Genomic DNA, 16,119 nt, shown 5'->3' on the forward strand with positions numbered 1-16,119 from the left:
AACGAACGATTTATTTTGTTGACAATATAATGTTCGTATATTAACCTATTAATTGTGGTTAAAGCATGGGAAACTTATTAAAATTAATCTAATATGGTTCATTTATGAAGATTAATAGGGGGTTTATTCATGGATACAGTATTTGATTATGAAGATATTCAACTTATTCCAGCAAAGTCGATCGTAAAAAGCCGTTCTGAATGCGATACATCTGTTGAGTTTGGCGGTCGGAGGTTCAGACTGCCTGTAGTTCCGGCAAATATGCAAACGATTATTGACGAGAGCCTTGCTATCAAATTTGCAGAGAATAATTATTTCTATATCATGCATCGTTTTCAGCCAGAAAGGCGAATGAATTTTGTCAAAGAAATGAAGACTCGTGGGCTATATGCATCAATTAGTGTTGGGGTTAAAGAAGAAGAATATAGATTTATTACCCAGTTGGCAGAGGAAAAACTAACTCCTGAATACATCACAATCGATATTGCACACGGCCATTCCAATGCCGTCATCGAGATGGTTCAGCATATTAAAAAGCATCTTCCCAAAAGCTTTGTGATTGCAGGAAATGTCGGAACTCCTGAGGCAGTAAGGGAGTTGGAAAACGCTGGTGCCGATGCAACTAAAGTAGGGATTGGACCAGGTAAGGTTTGTATCACGAAAATCAAAACAGGTTTCGGAACTGGCGGCTGGCAGCTTGCGGCACTAAGATGGTGTGCCAAAGCAGCAAGCAAACCGATTATCGCCGATGGCGGCATCCGAACGAATGGAGACATTGCAAAGTCTGTCCGTTTCGGCGCATCGATGGTTATGATTGGTTCCATGTTTGCCGGCCACGAAGAATCCCCGGGTGAAACCATTGAAATCGGAGGCAAGCTGTATAAAGAATATTTCGGTTCGGCTTCCGAGTTTCAAAAAGGAGAAAAAAAGAACGTCGAAGGCAAAAAGATGCATGTTGAGTATAGGGGCCCTATTAAGGACACTCTTATTGAAATGGAGCAGGATCTTCAATCGTCAATTTCGTATGCTGGAGGAAACAAACTGTCCGCAATTCGGAACGTCGATTATGTCGTTGTCAAAAATTCCATTTTTAATGGGGATAGGATCTACTAAGTGACAGCAACGAAAAGCAGCTGATTCTTTTAATAACGTGTTCGGTTTTTAAGTGCAAAAATTAAATTAGCACGGTAAGCAGCAGCCCGATTCGCAACTGAATTGGGCTGCTGCTTTTTGTTGTATAGCGACATGTTCATCTTTATTCAGTAAGGTGGAACCCCCTGAAACCCGAGGGCAAGAAGGCAATATCTAATTCCTGTTCTCTACTTTACAGAATTTATGAAATTATATTTGACAGTACCTTCCAACCAGGCTAATATAAGAATAAATTAACATTTAATGAATACTTAATGTTATTCCTTAAGTTTTAATTAAAGCGTGGAGGGTAGTATTGATGAAAAATAAATTAAACATTGAGATTAAATTTTTATTTCACAAGCCAGCTGAGCTCATTACTGCAATGTATACCATTGCCAATTGGGAACAATTTGAGAATCAACGGATGGAACTAAAAATGCCAAGAAATGAGGAGGTTTATAAGGTATACGTTCAAATAAAAGAACGATTATCTCGTTTTTTAATCCAGGAACTTGAGTTTTTCTTTAAACTCGAAAGTGTTACGTATCCTCTCTTTTTTATGGAATATCTCTATCTTCAGCCAACCATTGCAACGATACCTCAGCTACTAGAACATATTCATGAGGAATCTTCAGAGACTCTCCTTCACTCTATGATGGGGATTATAGAGGATCGAGAAACACGAAGTCGTCTTGTTCAAACTTTGAAGGAAACAAACGACCCGACGAACTATCAAATTATCATCGAAGAACTTATTCAGATAAGAGAAAGTACTGGATCATCGAATTTAGATACAATGATCGAATGTTTCCAATACCCAAAAGAAGCAGCGCAACGATTCTATATATTAGTAAGCAGGTTCTACGAGAGTGCATATGTACCTATAGAAAAACATCTTGAAGAAATCGCATTTAACGCAATCCCAAAATATGAGGAACTTTATCATGAGGATCCAGACCATTTTTTTGAAGAGTATATAGTATCGGATATTAGCTCTTTTACTAAAGCTACGTGGATTCATGTAAGTCCGTTTTCGCAGTATAGAATTTACACTTCTTTCATGAATAATAAGTTATCTCCGAACTGGATAGTACTTGGCTCAATACTCGATCAAGCAATTCAATATCGCGAAGAACTGGAGCGGGTCGAGCAATTTTTCAAAGTATTTTCCGATAAACGTCGTCTTGAAATCATTCGAAAGTTATTCGAAAGACCATGGTACGGACAGGAGTTGGCGCAGGATCTAAAATTAACTCCAGCTGCGATTAACTATCATATGAATTTTTTGTTTGATCTAAAAATTATTACCTCCAAAAAAGTGGATCATCGTATTTATTATTTGCTTCATCCCGAAAAATTAGAAAGACTGTTTGATTTAGCTCGAAGGAAGATTTTTCCGAGTTCATCTTCTCCATCTTCCATGGATGAGGTACTTCATCCAGATTGAAGGTTACATCTACTTTCTATCAATCTGTAGGAAATTAGATTTTTATTACTCGTTCACCTATTTTGAACTCGGGGGAGAAGAAATATGTTTTCATTTTTAAAGAGGAATCCACGGTATTTCAGGTATTGGATTGCTACATGGTTTTCCGAATTTGGGGATTGGGCTCGTAATATGACGCTAATGTTTATGGTATTAGAGTTATCCAATCATTCACCAGTTGCAGTTTCTCTTAATATGTTTTTTGAATTTGCTCCGATCTTTATTTTTGGCTCGATTGTAGGGGTGTTTGCGGATCGTTGGAATCGCAAAATGACGATGATTTTTGCAAACATCTTTAGAGTTAGTATGATCCCAATATTTATGTTAGCTCTATTATTTGAATCCCTTACTCTCATCTATTTAGGTGCATTCATGTGTGCGATTGGAACACTTTTTTATCGAGCGCCTGGCCCAGCGTTCATTATGCAGTTTGTAGCTGAAGAGGATCGGAAAACTGCAGCTAGTCTACGACAACTCACAGTGAGTATCATGATGCTTGTTGGTGCAGGAATAGGAACGACATTATATGTATGGTTAGGTGCAATTTGGTCATTAGGTTTAAATATGTTCGTGTTTTTAATTTCAGTCCTCCTCATTCTTTCCATTAAAGTTTCGGAACAAAATGAAGTGAAATCAAATCAAAAGAATTTGGGTTCCATCTGGCTTGAAATGAGAGAAGGATTTCAATATTCATGGTCACATCCGATCGTTCGGCCGATTTTGTTTACCAATGTATTTGTGGGCTTTGGAAGCGGGCTGATCAACGTATCCTCTGTTTTTATTCTCACGGAATTTTTAGGGCTTTCTGAAAAAATGTTTGGACTATTTGTATCTCTTCAAGGTGGAGGAATGTTACTAAGTGTCTATTTGGTTAGCAAGATCAAACTATCGATGAATCGAATGGTATCCTATGGAATGATTATTGTAGGTGTAGGATTGATTGGATTAGTCATTTACCCGAGCTTATATATAACTTCAATTTTTTTACTCCTCTTCTGCTTTGGGCAAGTTGCGTTAAACATAGGATTGGGAACTTTGATGCAAACAAAAGTAGATTATCAGTATCAAGGACGTGCAGGTATGACGATAAATACAGTATCCATGGGCTTTATGGTCATAGCAATGTTATTTACCGGTTGGTTACATGAATTGTTTACGATTCAACCGTTAATTATGTTAGGTGGCATCTTAATAGTTTGTGGCGGTGTACTGTGCTTTATATTATTTTTAAGGGTGATCAATTCCAAAGATGAAGTATTGGTCACCAATGCGGTTTCGAAGCTTACGAGTGTGTAAATTGATAAGGCTTATGAAATGAGGCCAGAGGAAGGTAAGAATATGATGGGATTTATAACAAAAATGGAGGAAGTATTCGGATGTTTCATAAGTTTAATTTTGACATAATTTATCGTGAACGAGATGATATCACCCCTCTGGTGGTAATGATGTGTGGTGTGGCTGGTTCTGGGAAGACTACATTCTCGAAACAATTAGAAAACGAGGGTTTTGTACGTCTTTCAATTGATGAGGAAATATGGGCTACGAAGGGTCGTTATGGGATTGATTTCCCAATTGAAAGGATTGAAGAATATAAGAAAGATGCAGAACAAAAATTGTGCAATCGGTTAATCACGTTAATTCACGATAAACAACAGGTGGTAATTGACTTTAGTTTTTGGAATCGTGTAAAAAGGGATAAATATAAACAACTTATTGAAAAGTCCGGAGGTAAATGGAAACTTATTTATTTAAAGGTTCATCCTGATGAATTGCGTGAACGGCTAAAGATACGAAATAAACGTTTTGATGCTAATGCGTTCCCAATTACAGAAGAATTATTATCCTTCTATCTGAACGGTTTTGAAACACCAGTAGGTGAGGGGGAGATTGTCGTTGAAAATTAACCCTAAAACGGTCGACCAGAAAAATCTGGCTGACGTTATTGGACGTCATCTTTTGACGAAATATGGGGTAAAAATCATTGTGTGTGACAAAACGTATGATGGTTTGTTTTTACAACAGTAAAAACTGGAAGAGTGGAAGAAGAGTTTACTAAAACTCCATCCCAACAGAGAGAATGAATACAGTTGTTGGAATACCGTGTCGAATATTTCCGGGGAAATCTCGATTAAAATTGAAGGGTTAAAATTGGTTTTAAGAAGACTTATTCAATCGGGCTGTCCCAAAGTCAATTTTGACAATGGTACAGCCCCAGTTGTTATGGTTTATCCAAAGCTAATTTGATTCGTTCAGGTGGTTTTTCCTTACTAGCCTCGGTTGGTACTTTTTTCTTGCTCCCAAAGAGATACAATACCAAGATTATCATCATAAAAGCTGCAGAATAACTAAACGTCATGCCGTACCCAACATTTTTTGCTAAGAACCCGAGACCCACTGACCCAATGGCCAAACCGAAATCAATAAAAATTAGAAGCATCGAATTGGCGGTTGCTTTTTTGTCTGGTGGAACGAGCGTTAATGCCCAAGCCTGGACAGTTGGATGGATGACCCCATAAGCGATTCCGAATAATATTCCTGAAACCCAAACCATCACCATGCCAGTAGAAAAACCCAATAAGGCCAAACCTGCAGCACCTGCGATACCTGCAGGAATCATAAGGATCCTATGGCCCCATCTATCAAAAATTTTACCAGAGACTAACCGAACTAAAACCATCGCAATTGCTTGTGCGATAAAAAACTGTGAAATCTTTCCCCCGACATTAATCTCTTTTCCAAACGCTCCTATAAAGTTAACCGTTCCTGCGATTGCCATATAATTGAGTGCCACCAAAATACATGGAAGAATGACACGTTTATCGAACATGTACTTATAAAAAGGCTCTTTATTTGTCTCCTGGGGTTTTTCCTCTTCTTTTTTAATCGTATTGTTTTTTGTAAAAAAACTGCACACTAATGAAAAAGCCATAAGCCCGAGGGTTAATACCATCATGGAACGGAATGAATAATGTGCAAGATATGAAATCGCGATTAGTGGCCCCATTGTCGTCCCAACGCTAGTAGACATTGCGAAAAAAACAATGCCCTCACCTAACCGGGATTTAGGAACAATATTACTTGAAATCGTAAAGACTAAAATCGTAAGCATACTAAATCCGATACCTTGTAGTGCTCTAATAAAAATTAAAAATCCGATGGAGTCATTTAAAAGTGTAAGCCCGATTGTTCCCAAAAAATAAACAAGCGAGATAATGAGGAGCAATTTCATATTCACTTTTTGGATGATCACACTGGCAAAAAAGCGCGTAACCAATGATGCCAACATTAAGGTCGTGGTCATGATTCCTGCAATCGCAGGATTTTTAGTTATAGTTGATACGAAAATTGGGAAACCCGCTGTAATCATATAAAAAGAAGCGAACATGACTAAAGACAATATAATGATGATTACATATTGGTTTGTCCATAGTTTAACTTTTATTTTACGCATAGGTATAAGACCGCCTCCCAAGGCTATTGCTAAAATAGTGGTGATTTTGCAGTAAAAAATTGCTTTATGTCAATTATTCTTCCCTTATTTTTATAAAATATTTTGAGGCGTTTTAACCTTTAACAAAGGGAATGCAACTCTAAAACGTGCCAGGTCATTAGATTTATTTAGGGGAAATGGTAAATTAGATCCGGTCCCCAATTAGGAAATCACACCTTAAAACACTCACGATCTTTGGAATTCCGAAGGTTGTGGGTGTTTTTTAAATGATTTCCAAATGAGCTTTTTTTATAAGGAATATCACCTGTTTTATTGTTTGGAGGAAAAAAGTGTTTTTTGCCGAATATAGTGACTAGAAAACATTCACAATGGGGGCGTCCCAATGGAAATCCATGACGTGGTTAAAGTAAATAACATTACTAGTGGAAAACTTGAGAATGGAGTATTCAGTTTTACATATGGAAAGAATCCTTCGAACGGAAAACAGGTGAAATACCTGCGTGAAGGTGAGATAGGGATATATAAGTACAAGCATCACATATCGACCAATGACTTAGAGATACTGAATTTGCCGGATAAAAGGATATATCAAAACAAATACGGAAAAAGTTTTTTGAAAAACTGGGGGCAGGACGTTAAACAGGAAATTGCCAGGCGGATGAAAGAAGAGGGGCTCTTATTGGAACGAGAATTGGAAAACGGTAAAAAAGCTATAGTTAAGTTTGTTTGGGATGGGGAGATACCAAAAGAGTTTTTAGTTTAAAAATTGGTTTTTTCTGGGCGGACTCATTTAGAGGAATCCCCCTTCCTTCAGAGATATTATTTAAAATGGAATTAAAATTAGGAGGAGTGAGTTTGGCAAAATATTTTGTTCCAACAAAAGGGGTAGGGTCCTGGAGAAAACTGTTAGCAGATCCGAATAAACAATGGAAGGAAGGATGCTCTGCATACGAGTTAGCACACTGTTGGGAATATGCAGAAAACCTTCCATCTTGTGTGGAGAGAGTATTTAAAAGTAGCAATATTCCTCTCTTTCAAGACGTGAAGGTTCTATATGGGTTCCCGGAGTACAAAGTTTCCTTGCCAGGAAGAGGGAAGAGTTCTCATAATGACCTTTACCTTCTAGCTAAAGCCAATAATGAATTATTGACTATTATGGTAGAAGGAAAAGTATACGAACCATTTGGAAAAGAAGTTGTTTCAGCCTGGATAGAGGCTTCTCCCTCTGTAGGGAAAACAAGTAGGCTAGCATCCTTGTTAGATTTGTTAAATTTAAAAGAAGGGGAAACTAAAAATATAAAGTATCAATTACTGCATCGGACAGCTTCATCAATAATGGAAGCGAAAAAAGTAAATGCAAACAACGCTCTTATGCTTGTTCATTCCTTTAGTGATGAGGGCAAATGGTTTGAGGACTACGCAAGTTTTGTACAGTTGTTTAGGCTGGAACCGCTGAAGAATGCCGTTATTGGCCCAGTGGCAGTTAATGGCGTTAACCTTTATTTTGGTTGGGTGCATGGTACTAGGGTGCTGCCAAAAGTGTATTTCTTCAACCAATTTAAAACCGAGAAAGCTAGAATGTTGGCGAAGGAAATTGATAATTATATTTACAAGAATAGTGCTTTTAAAGGTGATGTGTGGAATTATCATCATCGATATAAAAGCGGCACTCGATCAGACTGTATCAGTTATGCCAGTAAGAAGGATTCCTATAAATTCGTAACCATAACCACTGCTAGAAATGTGGTATTTGTCCTTGACCTGGGAAAAAAACTTCACTCGAAAACAGCAAATCATATGCAAAAAGAGATAGATGAATTGCTAGGGCGAGCATATGAGGAAACCGATAGAAGTATACCCACCCCAGGTGAAGTTTACATTCGATTGGAGTGGGTGGATAGTTTATGGCAAATAAGCCGGTTTATTGATAAGGCTTATGAGTTGAGGGTGGAAAAGTAATTATTTTTTATCAAATGGCTATGGCCATTTCCATACACCCCTGACTTATTTCTTCTTGTTTTACTATCATTCAAGAATGCGGGAATATGTGTGTAATTTTAGCTACTTAAAATAATCCCATTAATGGAGAATTATATAAAGACCAATCAACCATTAGGCTGCAAATGACTTACTTAAGTAGACTACCTTAACTGAATTATCAGGAATCAGTTGTGCATTAGGAATTACTTTTATATATTTATGGTACTACTTGGCCGAAAGCTAGCCCACATTAATAGATTAGTAAGGAGAATGAATAGTGGAAGAAAAGGTTGAAAAGGCAATACAAGACATTTACCCTGATGATTTTGCTTGGTGTTATGGATGTGGCCGATTAAACAAAGATGGCCATCATCTTCGGACTGGTTGGCAAGGTGATAAAACGGTTACCATTTTTACTCCTGAATCAAAGTACATGGGAATACCGGGTTTTATTTATGGTGGAATGATCGCTTCGTTGATTGATTGCCACGGGACGGGATCTGCCTCACTTGCTTTACACCGAAAGAATGGGAACGAAATTGGTGATGGGTCGGTACCGCCCAGGTTTGTTACCGCTTCCCTCAATGTGGAATTCCTGAAACCAACTCCACAAGATGTTCCACTAAAAGCAATTGGCACTGTGGAAGAAATCCATCCGAAAAAGTGGAAGGTTCATACGGAGGTATTTGCAAATGATCTGCTTTGTGCCCGTGGAGAGGTCGTTCTTGTCGTAATGCCCAGTACGTTTTTAAAATAAAAATTTAGGTGCCAGGCACAGCCCGAATCATTATATGGAGAATTAATACCGTAATTAATTAATTAGAAAAGCCAGGGCTGAACACATAGCTGCACTGGCTTTTACTAATTTCATCAATTAAACGAAAAAAGCCCCCTGATTTCTCAGGGGGAAGGTTAGGGGGCTAGATCGGATTAATTGATTACAATCTTATGCGTTGTTGAATTGGTTGCACCTTTGTCGTCGGTAACAGTCAACGTGACGGTATAGGTGCCTTTCTTATTAAATGTGTGATCAACAGTCGCCCCGGATCCGGTTGTTCCATCACCGAAGTTCCACTGGTAGCTTTCAATCTTTCCATCTGGGTCACTGGATTGAGAACCGTCGAATTTTGTAACCTTTTTCTGCTTGGCTGTTGCCTCTCCTTTAATCACTGCAATTGGTGCTTTGTTCTCTGCAGGAGGTTCAACTTGGCCGCCGCCGGAAGATACATACAACTTTCCTGGCGCGACTGCTTCAACTTGATTGCCTGCTTGATCAGATACTCGGACTGCGATAACACCGCCATCCATCTTGAGCGAAGCAGGAGTTGTGTAGGATCCTTCATAATGTCCCGGAGACGTTTCTGTCATTGTTATCCCATTATTGCCGCTAGAAGGCATCAATGGCAATTCGATCCGGAACGAGGCGTTAAGCCCTGGTTCACTGTCAAAAGATACTTGTACGGTTTCACCTGCTTTAATGTGAACATCGGCAGCTGGTGAAATGTTTGTAAGTTCTGGGGCGCTAAGGTCAACAACTACATTACGGGTAATGGTAGTTGTGTTGCCAGCGCGGTCGGTTGAAACTACAGTAATCGTATTTTCACCGGCGTTTACTAGTATTTTGTGTGAGAAAGTACCGTTGGCGTTAACGTTTACGGATTGGCCGTTCACTGTTAGGGTATCAAAATGTTCATCGTTTGTTGACCCTGTTACGTAAACCAATTCAACATTTGTTCTGTAATCTTGAACTGGCGCTGTAACATCAAGGACCGGCGCTGTCTGATCCAATGTCACGATAGTAGGTTCGGAACGATCAGAAATTTTTCCGTTTACAACTACTTCAACAGATAATGCATTCGCACCCGCATTTAGCGTTGTTGGGATGCTGAACTTTCCGTTTTCAACAGTGCCAGTGCCAACCTGCTCTGTACCGTTGTACAGCTTCACTGTAGCACCATTGGCTTGAGAAGTTCCTGCCACTGTAACATTTTCATCCTTCGTGAAGGAACCGTTTACAGGAGAAGTGATAACTGGCGCGCCAACAGGGTATTGGACAATCGCGCGGATCATGTAGTTCCCTTCAGCTGCAGGAGATTGGCTCCAGGCTCCGCTGACTCTTTGCCAGCTGCGTAAAGCATTCGTGCCACTTTCATCAGTAGCTAATCCTGGTGTGTTAGGATTCGCGAATGTTTGGATATAAACAACGTAGAAATCTCCTTCAACCATAACCGGTTCTTGGAATTTTACTGTTGTCCATGTGCCATCGCGTTTGGCAGTGCCGTTGAGTGGGCCTGCGAGTTGTCGGCCTGGTGAACCATTTGCACCAGTAGCGTCATAAATCGCGTATTGGAATGCTGTGCCGCCCGGAACCGGCCATTCTGTATCCCAGAAGCGGAACATTGCGCCTGTTACTTGCGCCGCGCCATTTTCAGGCGTCATGCGCACTGCCCAGGCATTGCCGGCTGCGTTCCATGCGCGTGCATTCTCGCCTGTACCGTCATCATATCCGATTGTTCCTTCAAATCCGATAAATGGTTTCAATGCTACATTCGCTTCAACTGACCCATTACCTTTAACGGTGACAGTTGAATTCTTATTGTAGTATTGGTCGGCGGAAACCGCGAGAGTGTACGTTCCTTCCAGTACTTCAAGGGAGAATGCGCCGTTTTCATCTGTTCTTACTGGTGTAATACGGGCATCTTCCATTACCATTACTGTTGCATTTGCGATTGGTGCTCGGGATCTTTCATCCGTCACTACCCCTGTAATGATACCGTGTGGGATCGGTTCAAGAGTAAAGCTGACTGATGTATCCCTGCCGTCAACAATTTTGATAGGACGGGTTTGCGGATAGAATCCATAGGCGTCTGCTTGAAGAGTGTAATCTCCGGCTACATGAATCATGCTAAAGCGTCCGTTGCTTGCATCCGTTCTTGTAGAACGTCCTGTTTCAAGGACAGTAACGGTCGCATTCGCAGGCAAGCTTTGTAACCCAATTCCGCCTTGTGGCTGGGTAGGCAATGCATCCTTTTCTGTTCTTGACAGTTTCACCGCAGGTGCTTCATAAACTGGTTTCGGTTTGACCATTGCCTGAGAATCACTTTCAACGGCTTTTTCGAACTTTTGCGGTGCTACAGTCGCCAAAACGGCAAAGTTATCGATATACCATCCGAGTTTTACAACACTGCCATCGGATGTAACGCGGAATCTTACTTGAACCTGTTGGCCCGCATAAGAGGCTATATCGTAAGAAACTGTAGACCAGTTTTTGCCGTTTGTTGAGTGGCTGAATACGCCCAGCTGGGTCCAGGTTGTTCCGCCATCTTTTGTAATTTCGACGAAGCCTTTATCGTAATTTGTTTCAAGCTCATACCAGTGCGAGAATGCAAGTGTCCCGTTAGTTACCTGTGAAAGGTCGATTACTGGGGATACGAGTGAGAAGTTGCTGTTGGTCTCATACGTACTATCAAGATCGGTTCCCCATACATTCGGAGCGGACGGGGGAACAGGTGCACCCGTGCCGGAAGGCGTACCGCGCTCCCATTCATCACGTGTACCGGAATGTGTCCAGCCGTTATCCGAATCACCATCAAAATTATCGCTGTAAACCGTTACTGGAGCCGTAACTGTGACAGACACTTCATTAGAATTTCCGCTCTCGTTGCCAAAGTAATCTTTTGCTGTAACGACATAGTAATATGTTTCGCCATTGGCTGTGTTGGAATCTGTAAAACTGTTCGCAGTTGTTGTTCCGATTTGCTCATAGCCCACGCCGGAGACTGAGGAACGATAAACAAGGTATTCTTTTAAATCTGCATCAGCAACAGCTGACCAGTTAAGCGTTACAATTCCCAGAGAATTTGCCTGGGCGGTTAAGTTGGCCGGAACTGCAGGTGCAACATCATCCGCTCCTATAAGTGACACATCATCGATATACCATCCATCTCGTGTTACGGACCCATCGGTATGCAGATTGAAAATTACATAAACCTGTTCTCCTGCAAATGGAGTCAGGTCAACCAATTGGTTTTGCCAACCACCGCTTACCCCAGTGAACTGGGCTACTGAAACAAATTCATAATCGGTGGATTCAGCGGCTACATACACAACGCCTCTGTCAAAATTGGTCTCCAGGTTGTACCAGTGCTTGAAGGAGAGTAGGGCACCTTCATTGCTATCCAGAAGATCAATTGGCGGCATCATCATGTAGGAGTTGGAATTGCTGAGATATGGTCCGTTAAGTTTGGTTGCGATCAGTTTTGTACCTGAAGCTGCGGAACCAGGGCCTCCGACAGGAACACCCCATTCCCAAGTGTTGTTCGTCCCGCCCGTTGTAAAGCCAGTAATATTTGTTTCAAAGTCTTGGATGTAACCAGGTTTAACACCATTGGAAACTTCGATATTATACTTATTTGTTTCAAACCCGTTATTGCCGTAATCGTTTACGCGGATATAATATTCAGTACCCGCCGTATGCACGAGGAAGTAAGGAATAGCGCCTTCGTACACTCCGTTCTTATAATCTCCAGATGTTCGTGACATAGGAATGTATGTCCAGTGCGTGCTGCCTTTAATTCTGGCATACGCTTCTACTGTAACGACGCCTACATTATCGGATACACGGGCTGTAAATGGAATGTCCAATCCCGTGAACGCCATTGTTACGGGCGTGTGCTCAAGGACAGGCGGCTCGAAATCGTCGCCGGCGGTTGCTACACGGCCGGATACTGAACCAAGTCCGCTCAGGATGGAGCCTACAGCATCAGCCGCGTTGATTAATCCACTTCCGTACCCGTTGTTCGGGCTTGTCGGATACTCGGCATCTGTTAATGGTGTTGCTGTTGTTTGAATAATTTGTTCAAGTTGGTCAACCGTGAGGGATGAATTTACTTGAAGCAGCAATGCGGCTAGCGCCGTTGTATGCGGGCCGGCCATTGATGTCCCGTTCCATCCGCCTTCATAGCCTCCGCCTGGTACAGAGGAGCGCACATTTACTCCTGGCGCGGATACTTCAGGCTTAATTTCTCCATAAGGAGACGGGCCTCTTAGTGAGAATGAAGCTACTTTGTTGTTAATGTCTGTTGCCCCTGTTGCAAATGATTCCGGATAGTTGGCAGGGTTCGCAACAGAACCAGGTCCTCCCGGGTTGCCGGTACGGACATTTCCCGCTGAAAACTCTGGGAAGATTTGTGCGGCGCGCCACGACTGGACCATTGGCCGGAACCATTCGTCAAGGCCAGGGCCGCCGCCCCATGAGTTGTTGACAACATCCGGAGCCATTTCCGGGTGGAGATTGCCATTTCTGTCAACCGGGGCAATCAGCCATTGGGCGCCTCGCAAGATAATCTCATCTGTCGTAGATGGATTGAAAATCCGGACTGCCATCCATTTCGCTCCTGGTGCCACACCAATTTGGTTCGTTCCGTTCGCTTCCGAACCAACCATCGTACCCATCGTATGAGTGCCGTGGCCATCCGTATCGGCAGGCATGGTTGCACCACTGTGAGCATCGTACCAGCTGAATTCAGGATTGGCGACATTGCCGTTCGAATCGTAACCGCGCCATTTGCGCTGCAATGCAGGGTGAGTCAGTTCTACACCTGTATCCAGATTCGCAACGACAATCCCAGTACCATCGATACCCATCCCCCAAGCTTCAGGAGCATGGACTTGATTGATGTTCCACTCAGTACTGCTAGGTTGGATATCTGCTTTTACAGTCTTTTCCTCAGTAACCGCAGTCTTTTCCGCTTTATCGAGGAATCGCTCTTCGTTAGGAAGAATCTTGGCCACTTCAGCGCGTAAAGCGATTTTCTCCATAATGTCCTTCGTACTCGTGACGGACATTGCGTTAACAATGAAGAAGCTTTCAAACTTTTTTACTTCTCCTTTTTTTTGCATAGTTTCTAAGTATTTTTCCAATCCATATTGTGTACGTGAAGCTGTCTCCCGCAAAGAGGAAACAACAGCGTTACGCATGGCAAGCTTGGCAACGGCTGGAGTTTCTTTTTTCTTTAGCGATGCTTGATGAGCGTTTTTCGAAACGGCATTAACATCTGATTGTTCTTTCATCTTAATGAGGTAGGTGACATAATCCTCGTCTTCGAATTGTTTGGCTAGTTTAGGAGCGATTTTGTCAGCAGCTAGTTGGGGTGCGTTTGTTTGAAGATCAACTTTTTGTTGAGAAGCACTTCCTGTTGCAGAGGCCGGAGCTGTGAGTGTTAGTGCAAGTACGAATATAAGCCATTGAGAAACCCATTTACGTAATCTCTTGCTTTTTACCAATACGTTTCATCTCCCTCTCACCTAATGAATTCTTTAGAAAAAATGAATAGAGTAATAGACAAACCTCCTTTCTTTCTTCAAGGGTAAAGGAATCTGAATATTTAGACAATGGGTAAAAATATGCCCATTAATGTATTTTGGTAGGGTTTTCCCAATATGGAAAATGAATACAATGTTATTGTAATAGAAAGAAAATGAAGCAACAGATGAGGAGGTTATGAAGAAGCAGCAATTGCTTTTGGTTGGAGAAGGAAAACTGAAATCATTCTATTATACTGTATTTTTCCTGTGAAAATTTCGACAAAACCGTCTATCTGCCGAGTGAGCCGTTCTATCAGCCATTTGGTGCGTTGTAACAGAGATTAACGTTGCTTTATCAGCCATCTAATCAATTTGGACTGTCGGCCCCGGCAACTTTCGTAATCCTCTCCATTCGACAAAATCCGTTTCTAACAACTGAATTTTAAATTTTGGGAATCCGTAATTTTCCAACTCAAAAACGAATGATCGATGGATCACTCGGACTGTAAAATTGGTAGATAAGGAAGCCAGTCTGGAGGTAAAGAATATTTTAGTGAATTGAAGAAACAAGCAATGAAATTTTTTTAAAAATAAAAAGTTTCTATTGAGGGAGGTTAATTAGAAAAAAATTTCCCAAAAATTTAAATGATTGAAAAGGTTTTCACGGTATGTTATTTTTATTACGTAAACGTTTTCGTTAGAAAGAAGTAGGAATGAAGAAGGTGGGAAATGGCAGGTATGGCTTCTACTATTAAAGATGTCGCGAAGAAAGCAAATGTTTCAATCGCAACGGTTTCTCGGATTTTGAATGGCCAGCCTGGTTATTCCGTGAAGACGAAACAAAAGGTCCTTCAAGTGATTGACGAACTGGGATATCAACCGAATGCTGTTGCCAGAGGCTTAATTAATAAGAAGACTCATACCATTGGAGTGTTGTTTCCATCGTTGTGGGGATCCCTTGTGACTGAATGGTTAAGAGGGATCGAAAAGGCAGCGAGTGACGGAGGGTCGAGCGTCATTGTGTGCCACACGGAATCCAATGGGGAGAAGACGATGAAGTATCTCCAGCTTTTAGGTGAAAAGCGTGTAGACGGAATTATTTTCGCAAGTGAAGTCTTACAGGAAGAGTACTATCAAGTGATTAAAAAAATGAAAGTACCACTTGTCCTTCTATCTACTAAGTCGGATTCATTGCCAGTTCCCTATGTGAAGGTAGATGATTTCCAGGCAGCCTACTCGGCAACGGAGTATTTGATACAAAAAGGCCACAAAAGCATCGGGATGATTAGTGGCAACAGTGAAGATATCATAGCGGGTATACCAAGGATTGATGGTTTTATTAAAGCCATGAAGGACAATGATATCCCTTTTAATGAGAATAGTATTGTCAAAACACGTGGCTTTGGATTTGACGAAGGGAAAACCGGTATGCGGGATTTGTTAAGTCAAAAACCTGATGTCACAGCCATTTTTGCTGCAAGCGATGAAATCGCGATAGGGGCTATTTCAACAGCCTATCTTCTTGGAAAGAAGGTACCGGAAGAGATATCGATTATCGGATACGATAATATCGACATTGCAAGCATGTCAGTTCCACCGCTGACAACGATTCATCAGCCATTCATTGAAATGGGCGAGATTGCCGGGAAGATGCTGCTGGACATGATGGAAACTGACCAAGTTCCTGACAGCAAAATTATTAAACATACCATTATTGAACGAAATAGTGTAAAGGAAATATAATCCCTTTCCTTTTCATATT

Annotated in this window: 11 protein-coding genes; 9 read left to right on the forward strand and 2 right to left on the reverse strand. The window is 41.3% G+C overall.

Going from position 1 to position 16,119, the window contains the following annotated elements:
• The first annotated feature begins 129 nt into the window (after positions 1 to 129).
• From guaC to AR337_RS23965, 5 genes are all read left to right on the forward strand, one after another.
• Positions 130 to 1,113 (forward strand): GMP reductase, encoded by a 984-nt coding sequence (guaC, locus tag AR337_RS17300; protein WP_059173252.1) that lies wholly within the window; start codon positions 130 to 132, stop codon positions 1,111 to 1,113.
• 337 nt (positions 1,114 to 1,450) lie between these two features.
• Positions 1,451 to 2,581: a helix-turn-helix transcriptional regulator gene (locus tag AR337_RS17305; protein WP_059173253.1), complete on the forward strand. Its 1,131-nt coding sequence runs from the start codon at positions 1,451 to 1,453 to the stop codon at positions 2,579 to 2,581.
• 84 nt (positions 2,582 to 2,665) lie between these two features.
• On the forward strand, positions 2,666 to 3,916 hold the full coding sequence (locus AR337_RS17310; protein WP_059173254.1) for an MFS transporter: 1,251 nt from the start codon (positions 2,666 to 2,668) through the stop codon (positions 3,914 to 3,916).
• An 80-nt stretch (positions 3,917 to 3,996) separates the two neighbouring features.
• Positions 3,997 to 4,524, forward strand: a complete 528-nt coding sequence (locus AR337_RS17315) for an ATP-binding protein (protein WP_059173255.1) — start codon at positions 3,997 to 3,999, stop codon at positions 4,522 to 4,524.
• Positions 4,514 to 4,645, forward strand: a complete 132-nt coding sequence (locus AR337_RS23965; protein WP_301335730.1) for a hypothetical protein — start codon at positions 4,514 to 4,516, stop codon at positions 4,643 to 4,645. The genes AR337_RS17315 and AR337_RS23965 overlap by 11 nt, the downstream gene beginning before the upstream one ends.
• A 193-nt stretch (positions 4,646 to 4,838) precedes the next feature.
• On the opposite strand, the gene AR337_RS17320 is transcribed toward AR337_RS23965, so the two are convergent.
• Positions 4,839 to 6,071, reverse strand: coding sequence for an MFS transporter (locus AR337_RS17320; protein WP_082687038.1), 1,233 nt, complete (start codon positions 6,069 to 6,071; stop codon positions 4,839 to 4,841).
• 382 nt (positions 6,072 to 6,453) lie between these two features.
• Here AR337_RS17320 and AR337_RS17325 point away from each other — a divergent pair, with 382 nt between their 5' ends.
• The 3 genes from AR337_RS17325 to AR337_RS17335 all read left to right on the forward strand — a co-directional run bounded on the left by AR337_RS17325 (position 6,454) and on the right by AR337_RS17335 (position 8,808).
• Positions 6,454 to 6,834: a hypothetical protein gene (locus AR337_RS17325; RefSeq protein ID WP_059173256.1), complete on the forward strand. Its 381-nt coding sequence runs from the start codon at positions 6,454 to 6,456 to the stop codon at positions 6,832 to 6,834.
• 92 nt (positions 6,835 to 6,926) lie between these two features.
• Entirely contained in the window at positions 6,927 to 8,030 is a 1,104-nt protein-coding gene (locus AR337_RS23830) for a hypothetical protein (protein ID WP_253701869.1), read from the forward strand.
• Positions 8,031 to 8,328: 298 nt separating this feature from the next.
• On the forward strand, positions 8,329 to 8,808 hold the full coding sequence (locus tag AR337_RS17335) for a PaaI family thioesterase (protein WP_059173257.1): 480 nt from the start codon (positions 8,329 to 8,331) through the stop codon (positions 8,806 to 8,808).
• Positions 8,809 to 8,981: 173 nt separating this feature from the next.
• Here the strand turns inward: AR337_RS17335 and AR337_RS17340 are convergent, their stop codons facing one another.
• Positions 8,982 to 14,336 (reverse strand): S8 family serine peptidase, encoded by a 5,355-nt coding sequence (locus tag AR337_RS17340; protein WP_059173258.1) that lies wholly within the window; start codon positions 14,334 to 14,336, stop codon positions 8,982 to 8,984.
• 750 nt (positions 14,337 to 15,086) lie between these two features.
• On the opposite strand from AR337_RS17340, the gene AR337_RS17345 reads away from it, so the two are divergent.
• Positions 15,087 to 16,100: a LacI family DNA-binding transcriptional regulator gene (locus AR337_RS17345; protein WP_367576263.1), complete on the forward strand. Its 1,014-nt coding sequence runs from the start codon at positions 15,087 to 15,089 to the stop codon at positions 16,098 to 16,100.
• Positions 16,101 to 16,119 lie beyond the last annotated feature (19 nt).

Source organism: Bacillus sp. FJAT-27445 (genome assembly GCF_001510665.1).
Classification (GTDB): Bacteria; Bacillota; Bacilli; order Bacillales; family Cytobacillaceae; genus Bacillus_D.